This is a genomic window from Pseudonocardia sp. N23, from assembly GCF_002583555.1.
Lineage (GTDB): Bacteria > Actinomycetota > Actinomycetes > Mycobacteriales > Pseudonocardiaceae > Pseudonocardia.
On record NZ_BEGX01000062.1, the window covers coordinates 1 to 16,403 of the forward strand.

At 69.2% G+C, this 16,403-nt stretch carries 13 protein-coding genes; 3 read left to right on the forward strand and 10 right to left on the reverse strand.

Annotated features, from left to right (window positions below; all coding sequences use genetic code 11):
* Positions 1 to 29 precede the first annotated feature (29 nt).
* From TOK_RS18995 to TOK_RS19030, 8 genes are all read right to left on the reverse strand, one after another.
* Positions 30 to 761, reverse strand: a complete 732-nt coding sequence (locus TOK_RS18995; RefSeq protein ID WP_098959350.1) for a hypothetical protein — start codon at positions 759 to 761, stop codon at positions 30 to 32.
* 120 nt (positions 762 to 881) lie between these two features.
* Positions 882 to 2,090: a CaiB/BaiF CoA-transferase family protein gene (locus TOK_RS19000; RefSeq protein ID WP_256387987.1), complete on the reverse strand. Its 1,209-nt coding sequence runs from the start codon at positions 2,088 to 2,090 to the stop codon at positions 882 to 884.
* Between the two features lie 142 nt (positions 2,091 to 2,232).
* The gene (locus TOK_RS19005; RefSeq protein ID WP_172457647.1) at positions 2,233 to 3,015 is read right to left on the reverse strand and encodes an SDR family oxidoreductase; all 783 of its coding nucleotides are present in this window, start codon (positions 3,013 to 3,015) and stop codon (positions 2,233 to 2,235) included.
* Positions 3,016 to 3,745: 730 nt separating this feature from the next.
* The gene (locus TOK_RS19010) at positions 3,746 to 4,738 is read right to left on the reverse strand and encodes an acyl-CoA dehydrogenase family protein (RefSeq protein WP_098959353.1); all 993 of its coding nucleotides are present in this window, start codon (positions 4,736 to 4,738) and stop codon (positions 3,746 to 3,748) included.
* A 1-nt stretch (position 4,739) separates the two neighbouring features.
* Positions 4,740 to 5,906 carry an acyl-CoA dehydrogenase family protein gene (locus TOK_RS19015; RefSeq protein ID WP_141566445.1) on the reverse strand — a complete coding sequence of 389 codons (1,167 nt, stop codon included), beginning with the start codon at positions 5,904 to 5,906 and terminating at the stop codon, positions 4,740 to 4,742.
* A gap of 92 nt (positions 5,907 to 5,998) precedes the next feature.
* Complete coding sequence (locus TOK_RS19020; protein ID WP_098959371.1) at positions 5,999 to 7,048, reverse strand: LLM class F420-dependent oxidoreductase; 1,050 nt, start codon at positions 7,046 to 7,048, stop codon at positions 5,999 to 6,001.
* Between the two features lie 121 nt (positions 7,049 to 7,169).
* Positions 7,170 to 8,690, reverse strand: coding sequence for a class I adenylate-forming enzyme family protein (locus tag TOK_RS19025; protein WP_172457648.1), 1,521 nt, complete (start codon positions 8,688 to 8,690; stop codon positions 7,170 to 7,172).
* A gap of 267 nt (positions 8,691 to 8,957) precedes the next feature.
* Positions 8,958 to 10,310: a MaoC family dehydratase N-terminal domain-containing protein gene (locus TOK_RS19030; RefSeq protein ID WP_098959356.1), complete on the reverse strand. Its 1,353-nt coding sequence runs from the start codon at positions 10,308 to 10,310 to the stop codon at positions 8,958 to 8,960.
* 374 nt (positions 10,311 to 10,684) lie between these two features.
* On the opposite strand from TOK_RS19030, the gene TOK_RS19035 reads away from it, so the two are divergent.
* The 3 genes from TOK_RS19035 to TOK_RS19045 all read left to right on the forward strand — a co-directional run bounded on the left by TOK_RS19035 (position 10,685) and on the right by TOK_RS19045 (position 12,892).
* On the forward strand, positions 10,685 to 11,530 hold the full coding sequence (locus tag TOK_RS19035) for an enoyl-CoA hydratase/isomerase family protein (RefSeq protein ID WP_098959357.1): 846 nt from the start codon (positions 10,685 to 10,687) through the stop codon (positions 11,528 to 11,530).
* Between the two features lie 80 nt (positions 11,531 to 11,610).
* Positions 11,611 to 12,393 (forward strand): SDR family oxidoreductase, encoded by a 783-nt coding sequence (locus tag TOK_RS19040; protein WP_172457649.1) that lies wholly within the window; start codon positions 11,611 to 11,613, stop codon positions 12,391 to 12,393.
* A 286-nt stretch (positions 12,394 to 12,679) separates the two neighbouring features.
* Positions 12,680 to 12,892, forward strand: a complete 213-nt coding sequence (locus TOK_RS19045; protein WP_098959359.1) for a biotin/lipoyl-binding carrier protein — start codon at positions 12,680 to 12,682, stop codon at positions 12,890 to 12,892.
* Positions 12,893 to 13,918: 1,026 nt separating this feature from the next.
* On the opposite strand, the gene TOK_RS19060 is transcribed toward TOK_RS19045, so the two are convergent.
* Together TOK_RS19060 and TOK_RS19065 are read right to left on the reverse strand one after the other, a co-directional pair.
* Positions 13,919 to 15,157 (reverse strand): CaiB/BaiF CoA-transferase family protein, encoded by a 1,239-nt coding sequence (locus TOK_RS19060; RefSeq protein ID WP_098959361.1) that lies wholly within the window; start codon positions 15,155 to 15,157, stop codon positions 13,919 to 13,921.
* Complete coding sequence (locus TOK_RS19065; RefSeq protein ID WP_098959362.1) at positions 15,090 to 16,400, reverse strand: CaiB/BaiF CoA-transferase family protein; 1,311 nt, start codon at positions 16,398 to 16,400, stop codon at positions 15,090 to 15,092. Before TOK_RS19065 ends, TOK_RS19060 begins: the two co-directional genes overlap by 68 nt.
* Positions 16,401 to 16,403 lie beyond the last annotated feature (3 nt).

Here is a 16,403-nt window from a genome sequence, read left to right on the forward strand (position 1 = left end):
GCCATCGTGTGCTTCCTCCTCGATCGGAGTTACACCGTTGGTTTTACAGTCCCACGCTCCGCGGTCGTCAGAACGAAGGAGCCGCTGCCGTCGACCGGGATGTCGTTGTCGAGCAGGCACATCGGCTCACTGATCATCCGACAGTTCATGTAGTCGTCGAGCGTCAGCTCCGTGCCGTGCCAGTATGCGTCGGGTATCCGCTGGACGTTCTTGCGCTGCTGCACGACCAGCTTCCCCATGTTCTCGCGCCGTGCACCGTACCGCTGCTGGTACTCCTTGTACGGCATGGCGATGCCGGACGTGGGCGCGACGAAGCCGTACGGCACGGTCCACTGGGTCGGCCCGCTCGCCTGGCTGCGGCCGAAGGAGTTGTAGCGACCTTTCGGATTGTGGAGTGTGCGGTTGACCAGGACGTGGGTAGCCATACCTGACGCAATGGCCTGGACGGCGAACATGAACGCCGGCGGGAACGAGTCGTCGTCCATCCGCCACGAGGCCTGCAGTCTCATGTGGTTGATGAGGAAGTCGGCATCGACGAAGTCGCGGCCGGCCTGCGTCGTTCCCGAGAAGGTGTACGAGGGAAGCTGCGTTCCGCAGGCAACACCATCGATGTCGGACGGATCGAGGCCGGCGTCCTCGATCGCGAGCTGCGAGGCTCGTACGGCCATGCCGGCCACGGGGACGGCTGCGCGGCGCACCGGTGGGACGACGGCAGCACCGATGATCGCCACCTGGTTCCGGTACTCGGCGACATTGCCCATCTGCGCTCCTCGTGTGAATTCTGCTGGCTGCCTGCGGATCGGCGAGTCCCTGCAACCACAGCGCACCCCGCGCTTGCGCCACGCTTCCCGTCGACGGTGGTCGACAGCGTCGACCGCCACTCAGGTGATCGCGTTCGCGTCCTTGAGCTCACCGATGCGGGCCCAGTCCAGGCCGAGCTCGAGGAGGATCTGTTCCGTGTGCTCACCGACCTCCGGGGCGCGGGTCAGCTCGTTCGGAGTCGTGTCGAACTGCGCCGGACCGTCGACCAGGTGGTGCACCCCGTCGCTGTATTCCACCGGCCGCATGAAGCCGTTCGCCAGCACCTGCGGATCGCCCAGCACCTCACTCGGGGTCTGGACCAGGTCCCACTGACCGTCGAAGGTCTCCAACACCGCGCGCCACTCGGCGAACGTCCTGGCGCCGAACACCGTATCCAGCTCGCGGATGCAGGCCGCACGGTTCTGCTGACGAGCCTCGTGCGTGCTGAATCGCGTATCGGCGATCAGGTCCGTCCGCCCGACGCGCTCGCAGAAGTCCGGCCAGTACCGATCGGCCTGCAACGTCGCCAGTTGCAGCCAGCGGCCGTCCTTCGTTCGGTACATGTTCACGAGCGGGTTGGGAACCGTGTCATGAGCGGGCAGGTCCAGGCCGCCGGCGAACTCGGCGGCGGCAACGATGTCAGCGGCCACCTGCCACATCCCGACGCCGAGCAGGGAGACGTCCACGACCGGCGCGTGACCGTTGCGTTCCCGTCCCAGCAACGCGGCCGCGATGGCGCCGGCGAGAGCCATGCCGGAGATCCCGTCACCGAAGGCAGGCCGAGCGGTCGGCGCGGGTGTCGGTGAGTTGACCGGCGTGACCCTGTTCGCGATACCGCTGCGCGCGTAGAAGGCGGTCCCGTCGTTCGAACCGCGTCCGGCGTCCGCACCCTTGACCCCATAGCCGTGCCCGCGCGCATAGACGATGGACGGTTTGACCCGTTTCACGTCGTCGACGTCGATCTTCAGCCGCTGCCGAGCATCAGGCATGAAGTTCGTGACGAAGACGTCGGCCTGCGCGACGAGCTCGTACAGCAGGGCCAGGCCTTCCGGAGCGGCGAGATCGATGCCGATGCTCCGCTTGTTCCGGTTGGGCTGCTCCATCATGAAGTTGAACTGCCCGGTCGCCTGCACGGCACCGCTCGCGATCAGCCCGCGCATCGCGTCGCCCCGCATCGGCGCCTCGACCTTGATCACGTCGGCACCCCAGTCGGCGAGCAGCGCACACGCCGATGGAACGAACCAGAACTGTGCCACCTCGAGAACCTTGATTCCGGACAATGGAGCCACGACCGACCTCCTGGGCAGACTGTGGATTCCTGTTGTTCACCGGTGCGTCGACGACGCACAGCTGCCGCGGCCCCCGGGAGACGACGACGCACACCGGCGGAGTGGCGTGATCGACCATGGCCCGTCCTGGACGTGAGCCGTCTCAGAACAGGGCGTGAGACATCCCGCCGTCGATGCGGATGCTCTCCCCGGTGATGAAGTCGGACCACTCGGATGCGAGGAAGGCGGCGAGCGCACCCAGCTCTTCCGGCCGACCGAAGCGCTGCACCGCGATGCGCTTCGTGGTCGTGGCGAACTCGGCCTCGTCGGTGATCCCCATCTCCGCCAGGAACCATTTCGAGCGCTCGGTCGAGAAGGCACCGACGGCGAGGGAGTTCGCGGTGATCCCGAACGGCGCGAGCTCGTAGGAGATGGTCTTGATGAGCGAGGCGACGGAAGTGCGGGTCACGTTCGACAGGGGTAGCGACGGGTCGAGGTGCGGCTCTCGCGAACAATGCGAGTTGATGTTGATCAGTCGCCCCCAGCCCCGTTCCTTCATCGCCGGGATGACCGCGCGGGCCAGGTAGATCACGCTCATCATCATCGTCTGGTGGGCCGCGACGAAGTCCTCGTTCGAACAGGCATCGAATCCGACCTTGTGCGGAGGCAGCACGTTCGACACAGCGATGTCGACCGGCCCGTAGGTGTCGCGCGCGGCCTGCACGAATGTCTGCACGTCGGCGTCCACGCTCATGTCGCCGGCCACGCCGCGTGCCTCGACACCGTCAGCCTCGAGCTTGTCCACCGCGGACGCCAGCTGGACGGGGTCGCGGCTCGAAATGACGACCCGCGCCCCCTCACGCCCGAGCGCATGGGCGATGGCATAGCCCAGCCCACGGCTGGCTCCGGACACCACGGCGACCTTGCCCGCGAGCTTGAGGTCCATCGGTTCCCTGCCCTTCCACGTTGCATCCGATCCACGGTCGTCCCGCGTCGAGTTCGGACGCCCACCGATCGACCTCCGTGCCCCTCCGCGCTGTGCTGGTGCCTGTCCCTCCGAGTCCCGTCGCACCTCTCGGACCTGTGCCCGGCACACCTCCGGCCCGGCACCGCTGACGGGAAGCCCGTCCGACAGCCCGCCGGCGTCGGTCGGAGTGGTCTGCACGATCGGGGGAGGTGGCCCGCGGGGGTGTGGCCGCCGAACGGCTCTGCGGGCGTGGCGTGCACGTGCTGGTCGGCCCATACGCCAGCCTCGAACTGGAGCGTCTCGTCAGCGGTGCGGATCGCGTCGGTCCCGGACGTGTACTCGGTGACCGGCACGACGATGGGCACACCGTTACGGCAGCGATGCGCTTCCTGCAAGGGCGGGGGCGATCTTCCAGGCCGCCTTGGCGAGCGCGCTCCCGCCGGTCACTTGCTGCTCCAGGTCGTTGTGCACGGGGCCGGCGATCCCGGAGCGGCCATCTGGTTCCTCCTACGACAGCTCGGACCGGACTCGTCGGCGGACACGCACGGCCAGACCCTGTGGCGCCGCCCGACTCTGCCGGCCTCGGACGTGGTCGAACCGACACACGCTGCAAAGTATGTCTTAGATTACCAGGTAATGTTGGTGACATCAAGGGTCCACTACCGACCGCAGCCCCTGGCCCTGCACGTCGGTCCCCGGTGCCCGAGGCTCAGACCGTGACGTCGAGCTCGCGTGCCCAGCGCGGGACGGTGACCCCACGCTCCTCGTGCCAGAGCCCCTCGACGGCATCGCGCCGTTGCGGGGTCAGGAGGATGCGAGCGATCTCGCGGTGGGCGTCGCCAGGGCGGCCCAGGCGCAGCGCCCAGCTGCGGAGCCGCCGTGAGTACAACTGGGCGGGGCTCTCCAACGTCGCGCCGAAGCCGGCCATGCACTGGTGCACGTTGCGCGCGACCAGCCGCCCGACCTCGACCGCATGCGACCACGTCATGAGACCGAAGATCGGCTGCGGCACGCCGTTGGCGCCATCGCGCGCCGCGAGCCACGCCGTCTTCTTCACGATGAGCTCCAGCCCTTCCGCCGCGGTCGCCGCATCGGCAAGCTTGTGGGCGACCGCCTGGTAGGAGCCGATCGAGCGACCGAAGGCCTGTCGTTCCTTCGCGTACGTCACGCCGATCTCGACCAGCTTCGAGGCCGCACCCGAGACGCGGGCAGCGGCGAGCATGTGCGTCAGGGCCCGGAGCTTCTGCGCGTCCTCCTCACCCCACCGCTGCTCGGCAAGGCCGCGGTCGACGCGCACGAGGAAGTCACCGGCTGCGGTCCGTTCCCGCTCCCCCTGGTTGGCGACCAGCCCGATGCCGGACGCTGTCGCGACGACAGCCGAACCGGGCCCCGCGGGCGGGTCGCTCTCCAGCGCGTAGACCGCGTCCTCGACGTCGAGAAGGATGCGGACGGCGGTGAGCTCCACCCACGGAACCGGTGCCAGGCTGCGGCCGAGCTCCACGGAGACGGCGGCCAGGAGCTCGGGCTCGGCGGGCAGGTCGTGGAGACCGAACTCGCGCAGGTGCTGCTCGACCTCACGTGACCGCCCGTCCGCTGACGATTCGGCAGCCCGGACCGCCGGCTCGTCGCAGGTCCCCTCCAGCAGCGACCGCAGCGCGCTCGAAACCTCGCGTGTCTCGTCGCTCCAGCGCTCATCGAACATGTCAGGCACCCCTCGGCAGGCCCAGCCCACGCTGGGCGATGGTGTTGCGCTGGATCTCGGACGTGCCGCCGGCGATGGTCATGGTGACCGTGCCACGCACGAACCACTCGGCGTCCGCAGCCAACTGGTCGTCGACGGACACGCCCCACTCCGTGCGATAGATCGACTCGGGGAGCAGTTCGTTGAGCCACTGAGCGAACTCCTGAGCGAGCTCGGAGCCGTAGAGCTTGCCCATGGAGCCCGCCGCCGCCGCGCTCTCCGCACCGCGGGCACCCTTCGCGTTCGCCGAGATGTTGAGCATCCGCTCGACCTCCAGCCGAGTCGCGAACCGGCCGATCGCTTCCAGGTCGCTGTCGTCCAGGTCGTCGGCGGCGCCGGCGAAACGGTGCAGCAGGCGGGCGAGCAGCAGCCGCGAGTCCGTGCCGCCGAAGCTCAGACTCCGCTCGTCGGCCAGCCCGGCCGACAGGATCGCCGCGCCCTCGTTCTCCGGCCCCAGCCGGTTCGACACCGGGACCCGAACCGCGTCGAAGAAGCACTGATTCACCCTCCACCCGCCGATCACCCACACCGGCTGGATGTCGACGCCGGCAGCGTCGAGCGGGATCAGCAGCATGCTCAGACCCCGATGCCGCGTCGACTCCGGATCGGTGCGGACCAGGGCGCTGACGTACTCCGCCTCGTGGGCGTAGGACGTCCACAGCTTCGACCCGGTGACGACGTACTCGTCCCCGTCCCGCACCGCCGTGGTCCGCAACGCGAACAGATCGCTGCCCGCTTCCGGCTCGCTGAGCCCGTCGGCATACCGCCGGTCCCCGGACAGGGCCTTCGGCACGTGCTCCTCGACCACCTCGGGCGTGCCATTGCGGATGATGGCCCGCACGTTGGCGTGCGAGGAGGTGACCGGGGAGGACGGGAAACCCGAGCCCACCAGCTCCTCGGAGAGGATGTAGTTCTCGGACGAGGTCGCTCCCCTCCCCCACGGCGCCGGCCAGTCGATGCCCACGAGACCCCGCTCCGCGAGGAGCTTGTGCGCCGAAGGCGCCCACGGGAAGATCCGGTCCCCGCCGACCGCCTGCTGTTCGGCCCAGTACTCCCGCATCTGCTCGCCGCTGACCTCCTGGACGAGGTCGCGGACCTTCCTGCGGTAAGCGCGCTCACCGTCGGTCAACGAAAAGTCCACATCAATCTCCCGTCATCTGTGCACCGAACCAAAGCCGCCTCCAGGCACGACGTACCCACCGCCGCAGCCCGCGGGGCCGTTCACGCGAGTTCCTTGAGCGAGGCGATCGTCTGCAGCCGCGTCTGGTGATCCTCGCCCAGAGGCGTCACGTTCAGCGTCGACACTCCGGATTCGGCGAAGGCCGCGACCCGCTCGGCCACGCGGGCCCGAGGGCCGATGAGACTGACACCGCGCACGAACTCGTCGGGCAGAGCTGCGGCGGCCTCCGCCTTGCGGCCCGACAGGTAGAGGCCCTGAACGACCTCGGCCTGCCTCGCGAAACCGTAACGGCCGGCCAGGTCGAAGTAGAAGTTCCGGCCCTTCGCGCCCATGCCACCGACGTAGAGAGCGAGAAAGTCACGGATCCGTCGCAGCGCGCGCTCCTCGGCCTGCGGATCGTCGGTGATCAAGGCGTGCGTGTCGGCGATGACCTGGAGCGGGCCCAACCCCGGATCGCGCCTGCTCGTCCCCGCGGCGAGCGCTTCCCCGAAGGCCGCCTTGCTCCCCTCGGGATAGTAGAAGACCGGCTCCCACGCCTCGAACAGCTCCGCGGCCAAGGCGACGTTCTTCGGGCCCAGCGCCGCCAACATCATGGGCACCCGCGGTCGTACCGGCTTGTTGATCATCTTCAACGGCTTGCCCATCCCACTGCCGCCGCGGTCGGGCTCGAGCGGCAGCTGGAAGTGCCGGCCGTCGAACTCCAGCGGCACCTGCCGCCACGCCATGCGGCAGATCTCGACCACTTCCCGCGTTCGGGCCACCGGCTCCTTGTAGGGCACCCCGTGGAAGCCCTCGACGACCTGCGGACCCGACGCCCCGATGCCGAGCATGAATCGGCCCTGCGACACGTGATCCAGGCCGGCCGCAGTCATGGCCAGCAGCGCCGGCGTACGCGAGAAGACGTTGAGGATGCCGGAAGCGATCTCGAGGGTCGTGGTCCGCGCGGCCAGGAAGCCGAGCTGGCTGACCGCATCGAACGTGTAGACCTCGGCCACCACGACCAGGTCGAGTCCGACGGACTCGTACTCCACCAGCGCCGACGCGGCTTCCATGAAGCTACTGCTGTACGACAACGGCATCCCGATACGCATCCGACCTCCGATCCACGTGACGGCCTCCGCCGCCTGCCTCGCCGTCCACACGCTGCCTGCGCCGCGAGCCGCGGAACCGCGAGGCCTCCGGCCTGCGTGCCGCACCCCGTATCGGCAGTGCTCAGCCCGTCTCGCCTCCGACGGCGCTGGGCTGCTCCGGCGGCGCGGCCGACGCGCGCGGCCCGGCGACCAACAGCGGCTCGAGCAACTCCCGGAGCGCCGGGCGGTTCACCTTGTAGGAGTGCGTCTGCGGCAGCGCGTCGACCACCTGGACCAGCACGGGCACCTTGTACGGCGCCGCCTGGCCACGGACCCAGTCCTTGAGCTCCTGTTCGGACGGCGCATCGGCACTCGCCACCAGCGTCACCGCCGCGGCAGGTACCTGCCCGAGCCTGGCCTCGGGGAGGCCGACGGCCGCGGCGGCACTCACCGCCGGGTGGGCCGAGAGGATCTCCTCGACCTCGCTGAGCTGCACCTTGAATCCTCCTCGGACGATGACGTCGTCGATGCGGCCCTGGATGTAGAGGAATCCGTCCGCGTCCATCCGCGCCAGGTCGTTGGTCCGGATCCATTCGTTCTTCCGCTGCGGCGCGGACGGCGACCGGACCTCGAGCAGGCCGATCTCGTCCACCGCCATCACTGCGCCGCTCTCCTGGTCGACGATGCGCAGCGCGATACCGGGTCGGGCACGACCGACGCTTCCCCGTTTCCGGTGCGCCCACTCGCGGTGCTCTTCCGGCGTCCAGCCGGAAACGGTCCCGCCGAACTCCGTGGCGCCGTAGTTGTGCAGGACCGCGATGCCGAAGCGGGCCTCGAACTCCTCCTGGAGCGACGCCGGGACCGGCGCCGAGCCGGTCGGCCACGCCTGGATGCTGGACAGATCCGACGGGTCGATGTCCGAGGCGAGCAGCATCCGCATCGCGGCCGGCGGTAGCCCGATGTAGGTCGGTCGGTGCTCCCGCACCAGTGCGACCCAGCCAGGAATGTCCAGTCGCTCGAGCAGTGCCAGGGGCCGCCCCCCGCACAGGGACCGCAGTACGACCGACAAGCCGGTTATCGTCACGCTGGAAAGGGCGTTGATCACGACGGCGCCCGCCGGTCGTACGCGCGGTACCGGCAGATCGCCCCACGCCAGCGGGATCCGTTTGGGGGGGCCCGTCGTCCCGCTGGTCGGGATGACGACCGCGGCGCCCCTGGGTCCTGTGACGCCCGGGAGCGCCGCCTTCGCCCGGTCGCCCGGTCGACGGGTCGCGGTGAGCGCGCCATCCGCAGAGCCCAGCTCGACCCCCCACGACACCGCCGCCAGCTCCGGCGACCAGTCGTCGGCGTCGGCGAGGACCGCCACGACGCCACACCGCGCGACGTCGGCCGACATAGCAGCCGGAGGCTGGACGGGCGAGATCAGGAACGTGGTTCTCCCCAGGTCGAGCAGCCCGAGCAGGGCACCGACGCCGGACGGACGGTTGCGCAGCACGAGCGCTACCGGTCCGGCCGGCGCGTCGGCCAGCTGCTCCCCCAGTCGGACGCCCAGGATCGCCAGATCGCGCCACGACCACCAGACACCGTCGAACTGGACGGCCCGTTCCTCACCACGCGCGGCAAACAGCGCGCGCATCCCCTCACGGAACGCTTGGGCAGCCACGGACCCGGATGCGTCCTCGTCGGCCGACTGCGCAGGGATCCTCGAACCGGGCGATGTCATACGGCCACTCCCACAAGCAACTCGGATCCTGTGTCGGTCGGAGCCCGGCGCACACCGATGGCTCCTCCCGTCGGCACCTGGCATCCACCAGGCGCCGGTACTGCAGCGACGGACGCGACGGCACGTCGCTGTCCTCACGGTGCGCTCGAGCCCGGTCCCCGGTACGCGCGGACCTCGCCGCGAACACCGGCGACGCGGACGGCACCGTCAGCTCACCTCGTCCGTCGACCGGGCGAGACGTTCCACCTCGCCGCGCAGCACGTCGAGCGGTGAGGTCGCGGGGGGCGCGGGCAGCTGGAAGGCGCCCTCCTCACGCGAGGGCAGGAGGACGACGGCCGTGCCCGAGGACGTCACGAGTCCACGCTGGTTCTTGCATCGGATCTCGAGGGTGACCTCGCGGTGGGAGCCCCGCCGGTCCTTGCGCACCACGGTGCCGCGCAGCCAGGTCGTGTCCCCGATGTAGTTGAACTTCCGGTGCTGCACGTGCAGCTTCCACAGCCAGCTGTCGTCACCGGACCAGTTGTTCAGCAGCTGAGCCAGCCACGTCTCCCGGAGCGCGCCGTAGTCGTAGCAGGCCGCTCCACCGACCTTGCGGGCCCAGTCGGGATCCCAGTGCATCCGCTGCACGATGTCCCACACGTTCAGGGTGTTCTTCGTGTAGAGGCCGGGCGACTCGCGACGTTTGCGCCGAGCCAGTCCGAACGCGTGCGTGGGGAACGACTGCCCGAACCCGGCGTGCCAGAGGATGACATCGGTCAGACGGAGCGGACCCTTGACGATGGCCGGGAGGTCCTCGCCCTCCTGGACGTCCTCCCAGTAGAGCGGTTCGGCCCCGCGCCGCCGCTCTGCGTCGTACGCGGCGTCGATCCTCGCGAGGTACTCGTCGGTGTACGGCTCGGGCGCGGGCTGGATCGCGCGCTGACCCTTCCCGTCCGGCGTGGCTTCCTGGTCGACGTGCTTGCGCTCGGCCCGAATCCACGTGCCGCGCTGCAGGTGCACGATCTCGTTGGCCTGGTTCCAGCTCACCACGCCGAAGGTCGAGTGGACCGCCCGACCGCCCCAAGAACTCCGCTTGTCCGCGACGCCGACGAGCGACCGCTTGGCGAAGAGTCGGTCGCCGATCCGCTGTGGTCGGTAGAACTCGTACTGCAGCTCGGATTGGAGTGCACCGGTTCCCCGGATCGGGTCGCCCTCCATCTCGGCGGCGAACTCCGGCTTGAGCCGGCGGGGCGGCTCGTCCCCGCCCCCCAGCCGAATGTCGTCCTGCATGGTGAACATCGGCCAGACGAACGTCGGAGGCGCGATCAGACCCTCCCACCGCGTCGCGGACGCGTACTCCTCGTCGCAGTACAGCGGGTTGTCGTCGCCGTAGCCGTTGACGAAGTGCCGAATGCCGTCCGGCGTGACCTCGTGGTTGAAGCCCCAGTACTCCGGACGCCAGTCGGCTGCCTCCGCGGGATCGACCGGCAGGAAGTTGTCCGGATCCAGATCGATGCCGGGCCGTCGCCGAAGCGCGGCGACCTTCTCATCGGTGATCTTGCCGAAGTCGGGATCGGGCACCGTCGCTCCTCGTTGCTGCTGATGGACGCATGGCACTGCACAGCCGGCCCGTCGCCAGGCAGGGACGGATCAGGTTAGGCTGATACACTTTCGTCAGAGTGTTAGCCTGGTTATATAGCTTGTCAAACAATAGCCATGATTCGGGGGGAGGTTGCTCGAGATCCGTGCAGAGCGGCGGCCGGCCGCCGCTGTGCGCGCGCACTCCGCGGGGTCACGGCTGCGGACCAGGAAGCCGAAGGATCGTCCGACGCACACCCGGCGGCCGGTACCGCTCTCCCCTGCCGCGGAGTGGCAGGAAGGTGACCGCCCCGCCCCGAGGGACGTCGCGACGACATCCGACCGTTGACCGCGCATCGTCTCCACCGGAGGACCGCATGACCAGCTTCGACACGATCACCTTCGAGGTCGCCGAGCACGTGGCGACGATCACCCTCAACCGGCCCGAAGCCCTCAACGCCATCAACACTCAGATGCAACTCGAGCTCAAGACGGCGTGGGACGAGGTCCACTTCAACGACGACATCCACGCCGTGCTGCTGACCGCGGCGGGCGACCGCGCGTTCTGCGTCGGAGCCGATCGATCTGACATGGGCGAGGTCAGCACACGACGCCGCACCAGGGTCGACGACCCGTCCAAGGCCCATCTGCGCGGAGGCGTCGTCCCCGGGGCACCGGGGGCCGAGTCGACCCTGGAGATGAACGTCTGCCCCAAGTCGATGGGCGCCTGGAAGCCCGTGATCACCGCGGTCAACGGGATCGCCTGCGGCGGGGCCTTCTACATGCTCGGCGAGTCCGACATCATCATCGCCGCGGAGCACGCCACCTTCTTCGACCCACACGTCACCTTCGGCATGGTCGCCGGATACGAGTCCGTGCACATGCTGCAGCGCATGCCTCTCGGCGAGGTCCTGCGCATGCAGCTGATGGGCAGCCGAGAGCGCCTCTCCGCCGGGCGCGCCCACCAGATCGGCCTGGTCTCGGAGGTCGTGCCCGCCGATCGCCTGCACGAGGCGGCCTGGCACGTCGCCAGCACCATCGCCGGATACGCACCCGGCGCGGTGCAAGGGACGCTGCGGGCCATCTGGGCGGCGCGCGAGCTCCCGAAGTCTGTCGCACTGCAGCTGTCCCCCCAGTTCATCGGCATGGCCAGCCTCGACGACTGGGCCGCCGGCCAGCGCACGTTCGAGAGCGGCAAGCGGGCGGAGTGGCGGCTGCGGTGACCCCGCACCGGGTGGTGTCTCACGCATGAGCCCGCCCCCGGGTCCACGCACGAGGAATCGGAGTTGCCATGGAACTGGGGATGCACGGACGAACGGCCGTCGTCTGCGGCTCGTCGAAGGGCATCGGACGCGCGATCGCCGAGGCCTTGGCGGCGGAGGGGGTGAACGTCGGCGTCGTCGCGCGTAACAAGGACGGCGTCGATGCCGTGGTCGCCGGTATCGTCGCCGCCGGCGGCCGCGCCGTCGGGATCGATGCCGACCTTTCGACCCCACAGGGCGTCGAGCGAGCGGTGTCGGTCACCCGCGCCACGTTCGGGCGGATCGAGATCGCGGTGTCGAACGTGACGCCGCCGCCTCATCGCTACCTCTTGGACGAGTGCACCGACGCAGACTTCGACGACAACTACAACGTGCTGCTGATGCACCCGGTGAACCTGACCAGGGCAGTCGTCGACGACATGCGCGCAGCGCGGTGGGGCCGACTGCTCAACGTCGGAACGATCCTCGCCAAGGAGTGGAACCCCGCGACACCGCTTCTCCTCTCCCACACGTTCCGCCCGGCACTCCTGGGGTTCCAGAAGTCGATTGCCCTCGAACTCGGCCCATCAGGAATCACCGTGAACACGCTCGGCGTAGGAGCCGTCCGCACCGAGCGGATGCGAGAGTCGATGCGGAAGATCAACCCATCGCTGGCCGAGGACTGGGATGCGCTCGAAGCAACGGTCTCCCAGGACATCCCGGTGAGGCGACTCGGGCGGCCGGAGGACGTCGCCGCCCTGGCCACCTTCCTGTGCTCGGCTCGCGCCGGGTTCATCACCGGCCAGCACTACCTCATCGACGGTGGGGCCGTCCGGTCGTTGTGACACCGGTCGCGGCCGGTACCGCATCGTGCGGCCCCGATCCACCGGCGGCCACGGCGCTCCACGACGGACCGGACCACGATTCGGTCGACTGATCAGAGTTCCCCGGTCCCGCTCCGAGGAGCCGAACGCACGTCGGACACTCGCTGGTGAGCGCCCGGTCAGGCCGGCCGAGGTGGGCTCGATCGGCCGATCTTGAAAACATCCAGCCAATCAGGATACTGTTTTATGACGAGTGGGTGCAGCGTGATCCTGCCGCATCCGAGCAGACCGACAAGGGGACGACAGCATGATCGAGGTGCGCTCAGAGATCGCGGCGATAGTGTTCGAGGTCGCGGTGGAAGCCGGGCAGCAGGTCTCAGCCGGGGACATGGTGGTCGTGCTGGAGTCGATGAAGATGGAGATTCCCGTCGAGGCGCCGGCATCGGGATCGATCGCCCGACTGTGCACCGAGGTGGGAGCATCGGTCGCCGAAGGCGATCTCATCGCCGTCATCGCCTGACTGCCACCTCCTCGCCGTTCCGGAGGTGCTGCCGCGTCGGACAGAGGAATGTCCGTGCCGTCGCCGCGCGTGCAGGCCGGGCGGGACGGCTGATCGGCGCCACGGCGAACCGGCGCGAGGCCGGCGGGCAACCGGCGATCTCGCCGATATCCATGGGCGGTGCGATGTCGTGGGCGACCCGCGCCCTCGGCGGCGGCCTGTGCTGCGCCGGGGACACCATCGGCCGCAGTTGGTCGTCGTCGCGGCCGTACCGGTAGCCCCAGCCGGCCGGCACGGAGCGGATCCGAGCGATCCCGCCGTCCACGCGGGCGCGCCCCAACACGCGCCGGGCCAGGGTGAGGCGGCTGAAGCTGCCGAGCCGGTAGAGGCGGTGAGCCCACCCGGGTTGGGACGGCGTGCGCGGCCAGATCGGGACGCACGGCCGCATCGGCGCGCCCCGCAGCCACATTGCCGACACCGTGCCGGCCGCGGCCGAGGAGATCAGCCCACTCCTGATCCGTCCACCACCAGTAGGACCGCCCGGACTCGGCGCACCGCAGCACCTCCATCCCGGTTGCATCCAGCAGTGCCCGGCGCCGACGCGGGGTCCGCGGCCGCCGGCCGGGCCGCAGCGGGATCGTGCCGGGGCCGGCCGGTGCACGCTGTCGGTCCCGACCGGCGATGGCGACTTCTCACCTGCCCGCAGCGCGGACGTCGGGTCGTAGCGGTCCGGGTCGATCGGCCGCCGCCGGCGTCCGTCGCGATTCTGTGCCCTCGGCTCGCGGCGGGGCGGTCACCGGGCCCGCGACGGGTGCTGTCATCGTCCTCGGCGCCCGACCAGGTTCCGTCCGGAACTGCAGCCGCACCGCGGCCTGCTCGGGCCGGCCGAGCACCGGCCACTTCCCCGCCAACGCCGTCGTGCCGATCAAGCCAGCTCCCACGTCCGTGGTCGTGTTACCCAGACCTGATCACCCGGCCGGATTCCGGCAGATTCTGGAATGGGAGAAGCGCCGAACATCCGGTCGCACAACGTGCGCCAGAACCGAACTACGTGAGCGCCCACAGCTCGTTGGCGGAACCGAGCAGCGGGGCCGGCCGGGTGACCCGCCACGGGGTCTTGCTCATGATGAAGGGCGCGCCGGGCTGGACGTACGAGCCCGCCTCCGGGTGCTCGACGTGGGCCAGGAAACCTCGGGCGATGTGCTGGGGTGACTCGAACAGGTCCGGAATCTCGGGGATGTCCGCGATGGCCAGCCGACGACGCTGGCCCTCCTCGACGAGCCATCGACGGTCGTGCTGCAGGGTCCACCGAACGATGCGTTCGTTCAGCTCACCGGTCCGACGCGACACCCGGAGCTTGCCGATGCTGTCGAACTCCGGGTCCTGCAGCACGTCCTCCATCCCCGTCCACGCGCAGAACGTCTTCCAGTCGCGGTCGAAGAGCAGGTTGATTCCCACAGAACCGTCTCGGCACGGCACGATCATCGACGGGAGTTGCAGGTGTCCGGTCCGTTTCCACACAGCCGTCGGACCGCCCTGGCTGGCTCGGTACACCTCCTGGCCCGAGCACGTGATCATGACCTCCATGGCGGACACGTCGACGTGCTGACCCGTTCCCGTGGCGGCGGCGTGATGGTGGGCGATCAGCGTGGCCCCCGCCGCACAGGCACCGGTGATGTAGAGGGACAAGTTGGCGCCCGACTTCAGCGGCTCGCGATCGGGCCGCCCCCCTTGCACCATCCAGCCGCCGATGGCCTGGCGGACGATGTCCGTCCCCTTCCAGTGGGCATACGGTCCGAACTGCCCGAAGGGCGTGACCGAGGTGACCACCAGGCCGGGATTGATCGCGGCCAGTTCCGCGTAGCCCAGCCCCCAAGAGGCCATTCGCCCGGGCGCGAAGTTCTCGATCACGACGTGCACGGAGGCGCACAACGCGCGGAGCACCCGCTGGCCGGCGGGGCGCGTGATGTCGAGTGTGATGCTCTCCTTGTTGGCATTGAGATACAAGAAGTGCGCACTTCGTTCCGGATCCGGCTCATCATCGGGGAACGGGCCCCATGCGCGGCTCGGGTCCCCCGCGAGCGGCTCGACCTTGATGATGCGAGCACCGAGGTCACCGAGCATCTTCGTGGCGAACGGGCCGTCGATGCCGGTGGTGAGATCGAGGACCGCTACGCCGGACAGGGCTTGGTTCGTCATGGGTGGGTTCTCCGGGGGGTCAGCCGAGCACGGTCGGGACGCTGCCGATGATCTGCTCCGCACGCAGGGCTTCCAGCTCTGCGGCATCGACTCCCGCGAGCTCGCGCAGGATGCGCTCGTTGTGTTCGCCGAGTGTCGGCGCCGGCATGCGGATCGATGCAGGCGTGCGCGAGAACTTGGCCCACATCTCGGTGTGCGCCTGGCGGCCGACGTGGACGCGGTCGACGTAGGTGATGAAGCTCCGGGCGGCGAGGTGCGGATCGGTCAGGAAGTCGACACCGCTCAACACCGGGGCAGCCGCGACGCCGGCCGCCTGCAACTGCTGGGCCGCTTCGTGGTCGGTCCGCCCACTCGTCCAGGCCCCGATGCCGGCATCCAACTCCAGCTGCGCCTCGAACCTGCCGTGGTAGTCCGCGAGATCGGTGCGTTCCGCCCAGTCGTTCCGGTCGAGGAGTCGGCACAGCGCCTGCCATTCCTCGTCGGTGCCCACCGACACCACGACCCACCTGTCCGACCCGACCGCTGGATAGCACCCCTGCGGCGCCATGAGGGTATCTGCGTTCCCGATCCGCGCCCAGGTACGACCGTTCCACCCGTAGTCGATCATGGGTGCTCCGAGGAACGTGGAGATCGCTTCCATCTGGGACAGGTCGATGTGCTGGCCACTGCCGCTGCGCTGGGTCCAACACAACGCGGCCATCAATCCGACGAGGCCGATCATGCCGGCGATGCAGTCGGCGCCGGCGCAGCCCCACAGGGACGGGCCGTCGTCGGGGTAGCCCGTGAGAGGCGGGAAGCCCGCACTCTGTTCGGTCGGGTAGGCGAAGCCGACGAAGTCGCGCCACGGCCCCGTCATCCCGTATGCCGGGAGACTGATCATCGTCATCCGTGGGTTGATCGCGGCCAGGTTCGCGTAGTCGAGCCCGAACCTCTCCATGACCCGGGGCGTGTAGTTCTCCACCACCACATCGGCCTCGGCCACCATGCGACGGAAGACGTCCCTGCCGGCGTCGCGGGTGAGGTCCAGGGTCACGCCGAACTTGTTCCGGTTCACGGCGTTGTACAGGGGCGAGATCTCATAGCCCGGTGTTCGATCGTCGCCCGTGACGTTCAGGCGAGCGCCGCCTGCCCGCCACCAGTCCGGCGCCTGGATTGCTTCGATCTTGATGACGTCGGCCCCCATGTTCCCCAGGACCTCGGTCAGTGCGGGGCCGGCCCAGAACCTGGTGAGATCAAGCACCTTCAGGCCCTCGAGCGCTCCGGGCCCCGCGCCTTCCTGCCGGTCGTCGTCCGACGCCGCGCTGTCCGTCCGTCGATCTGCGATGCGCATGGA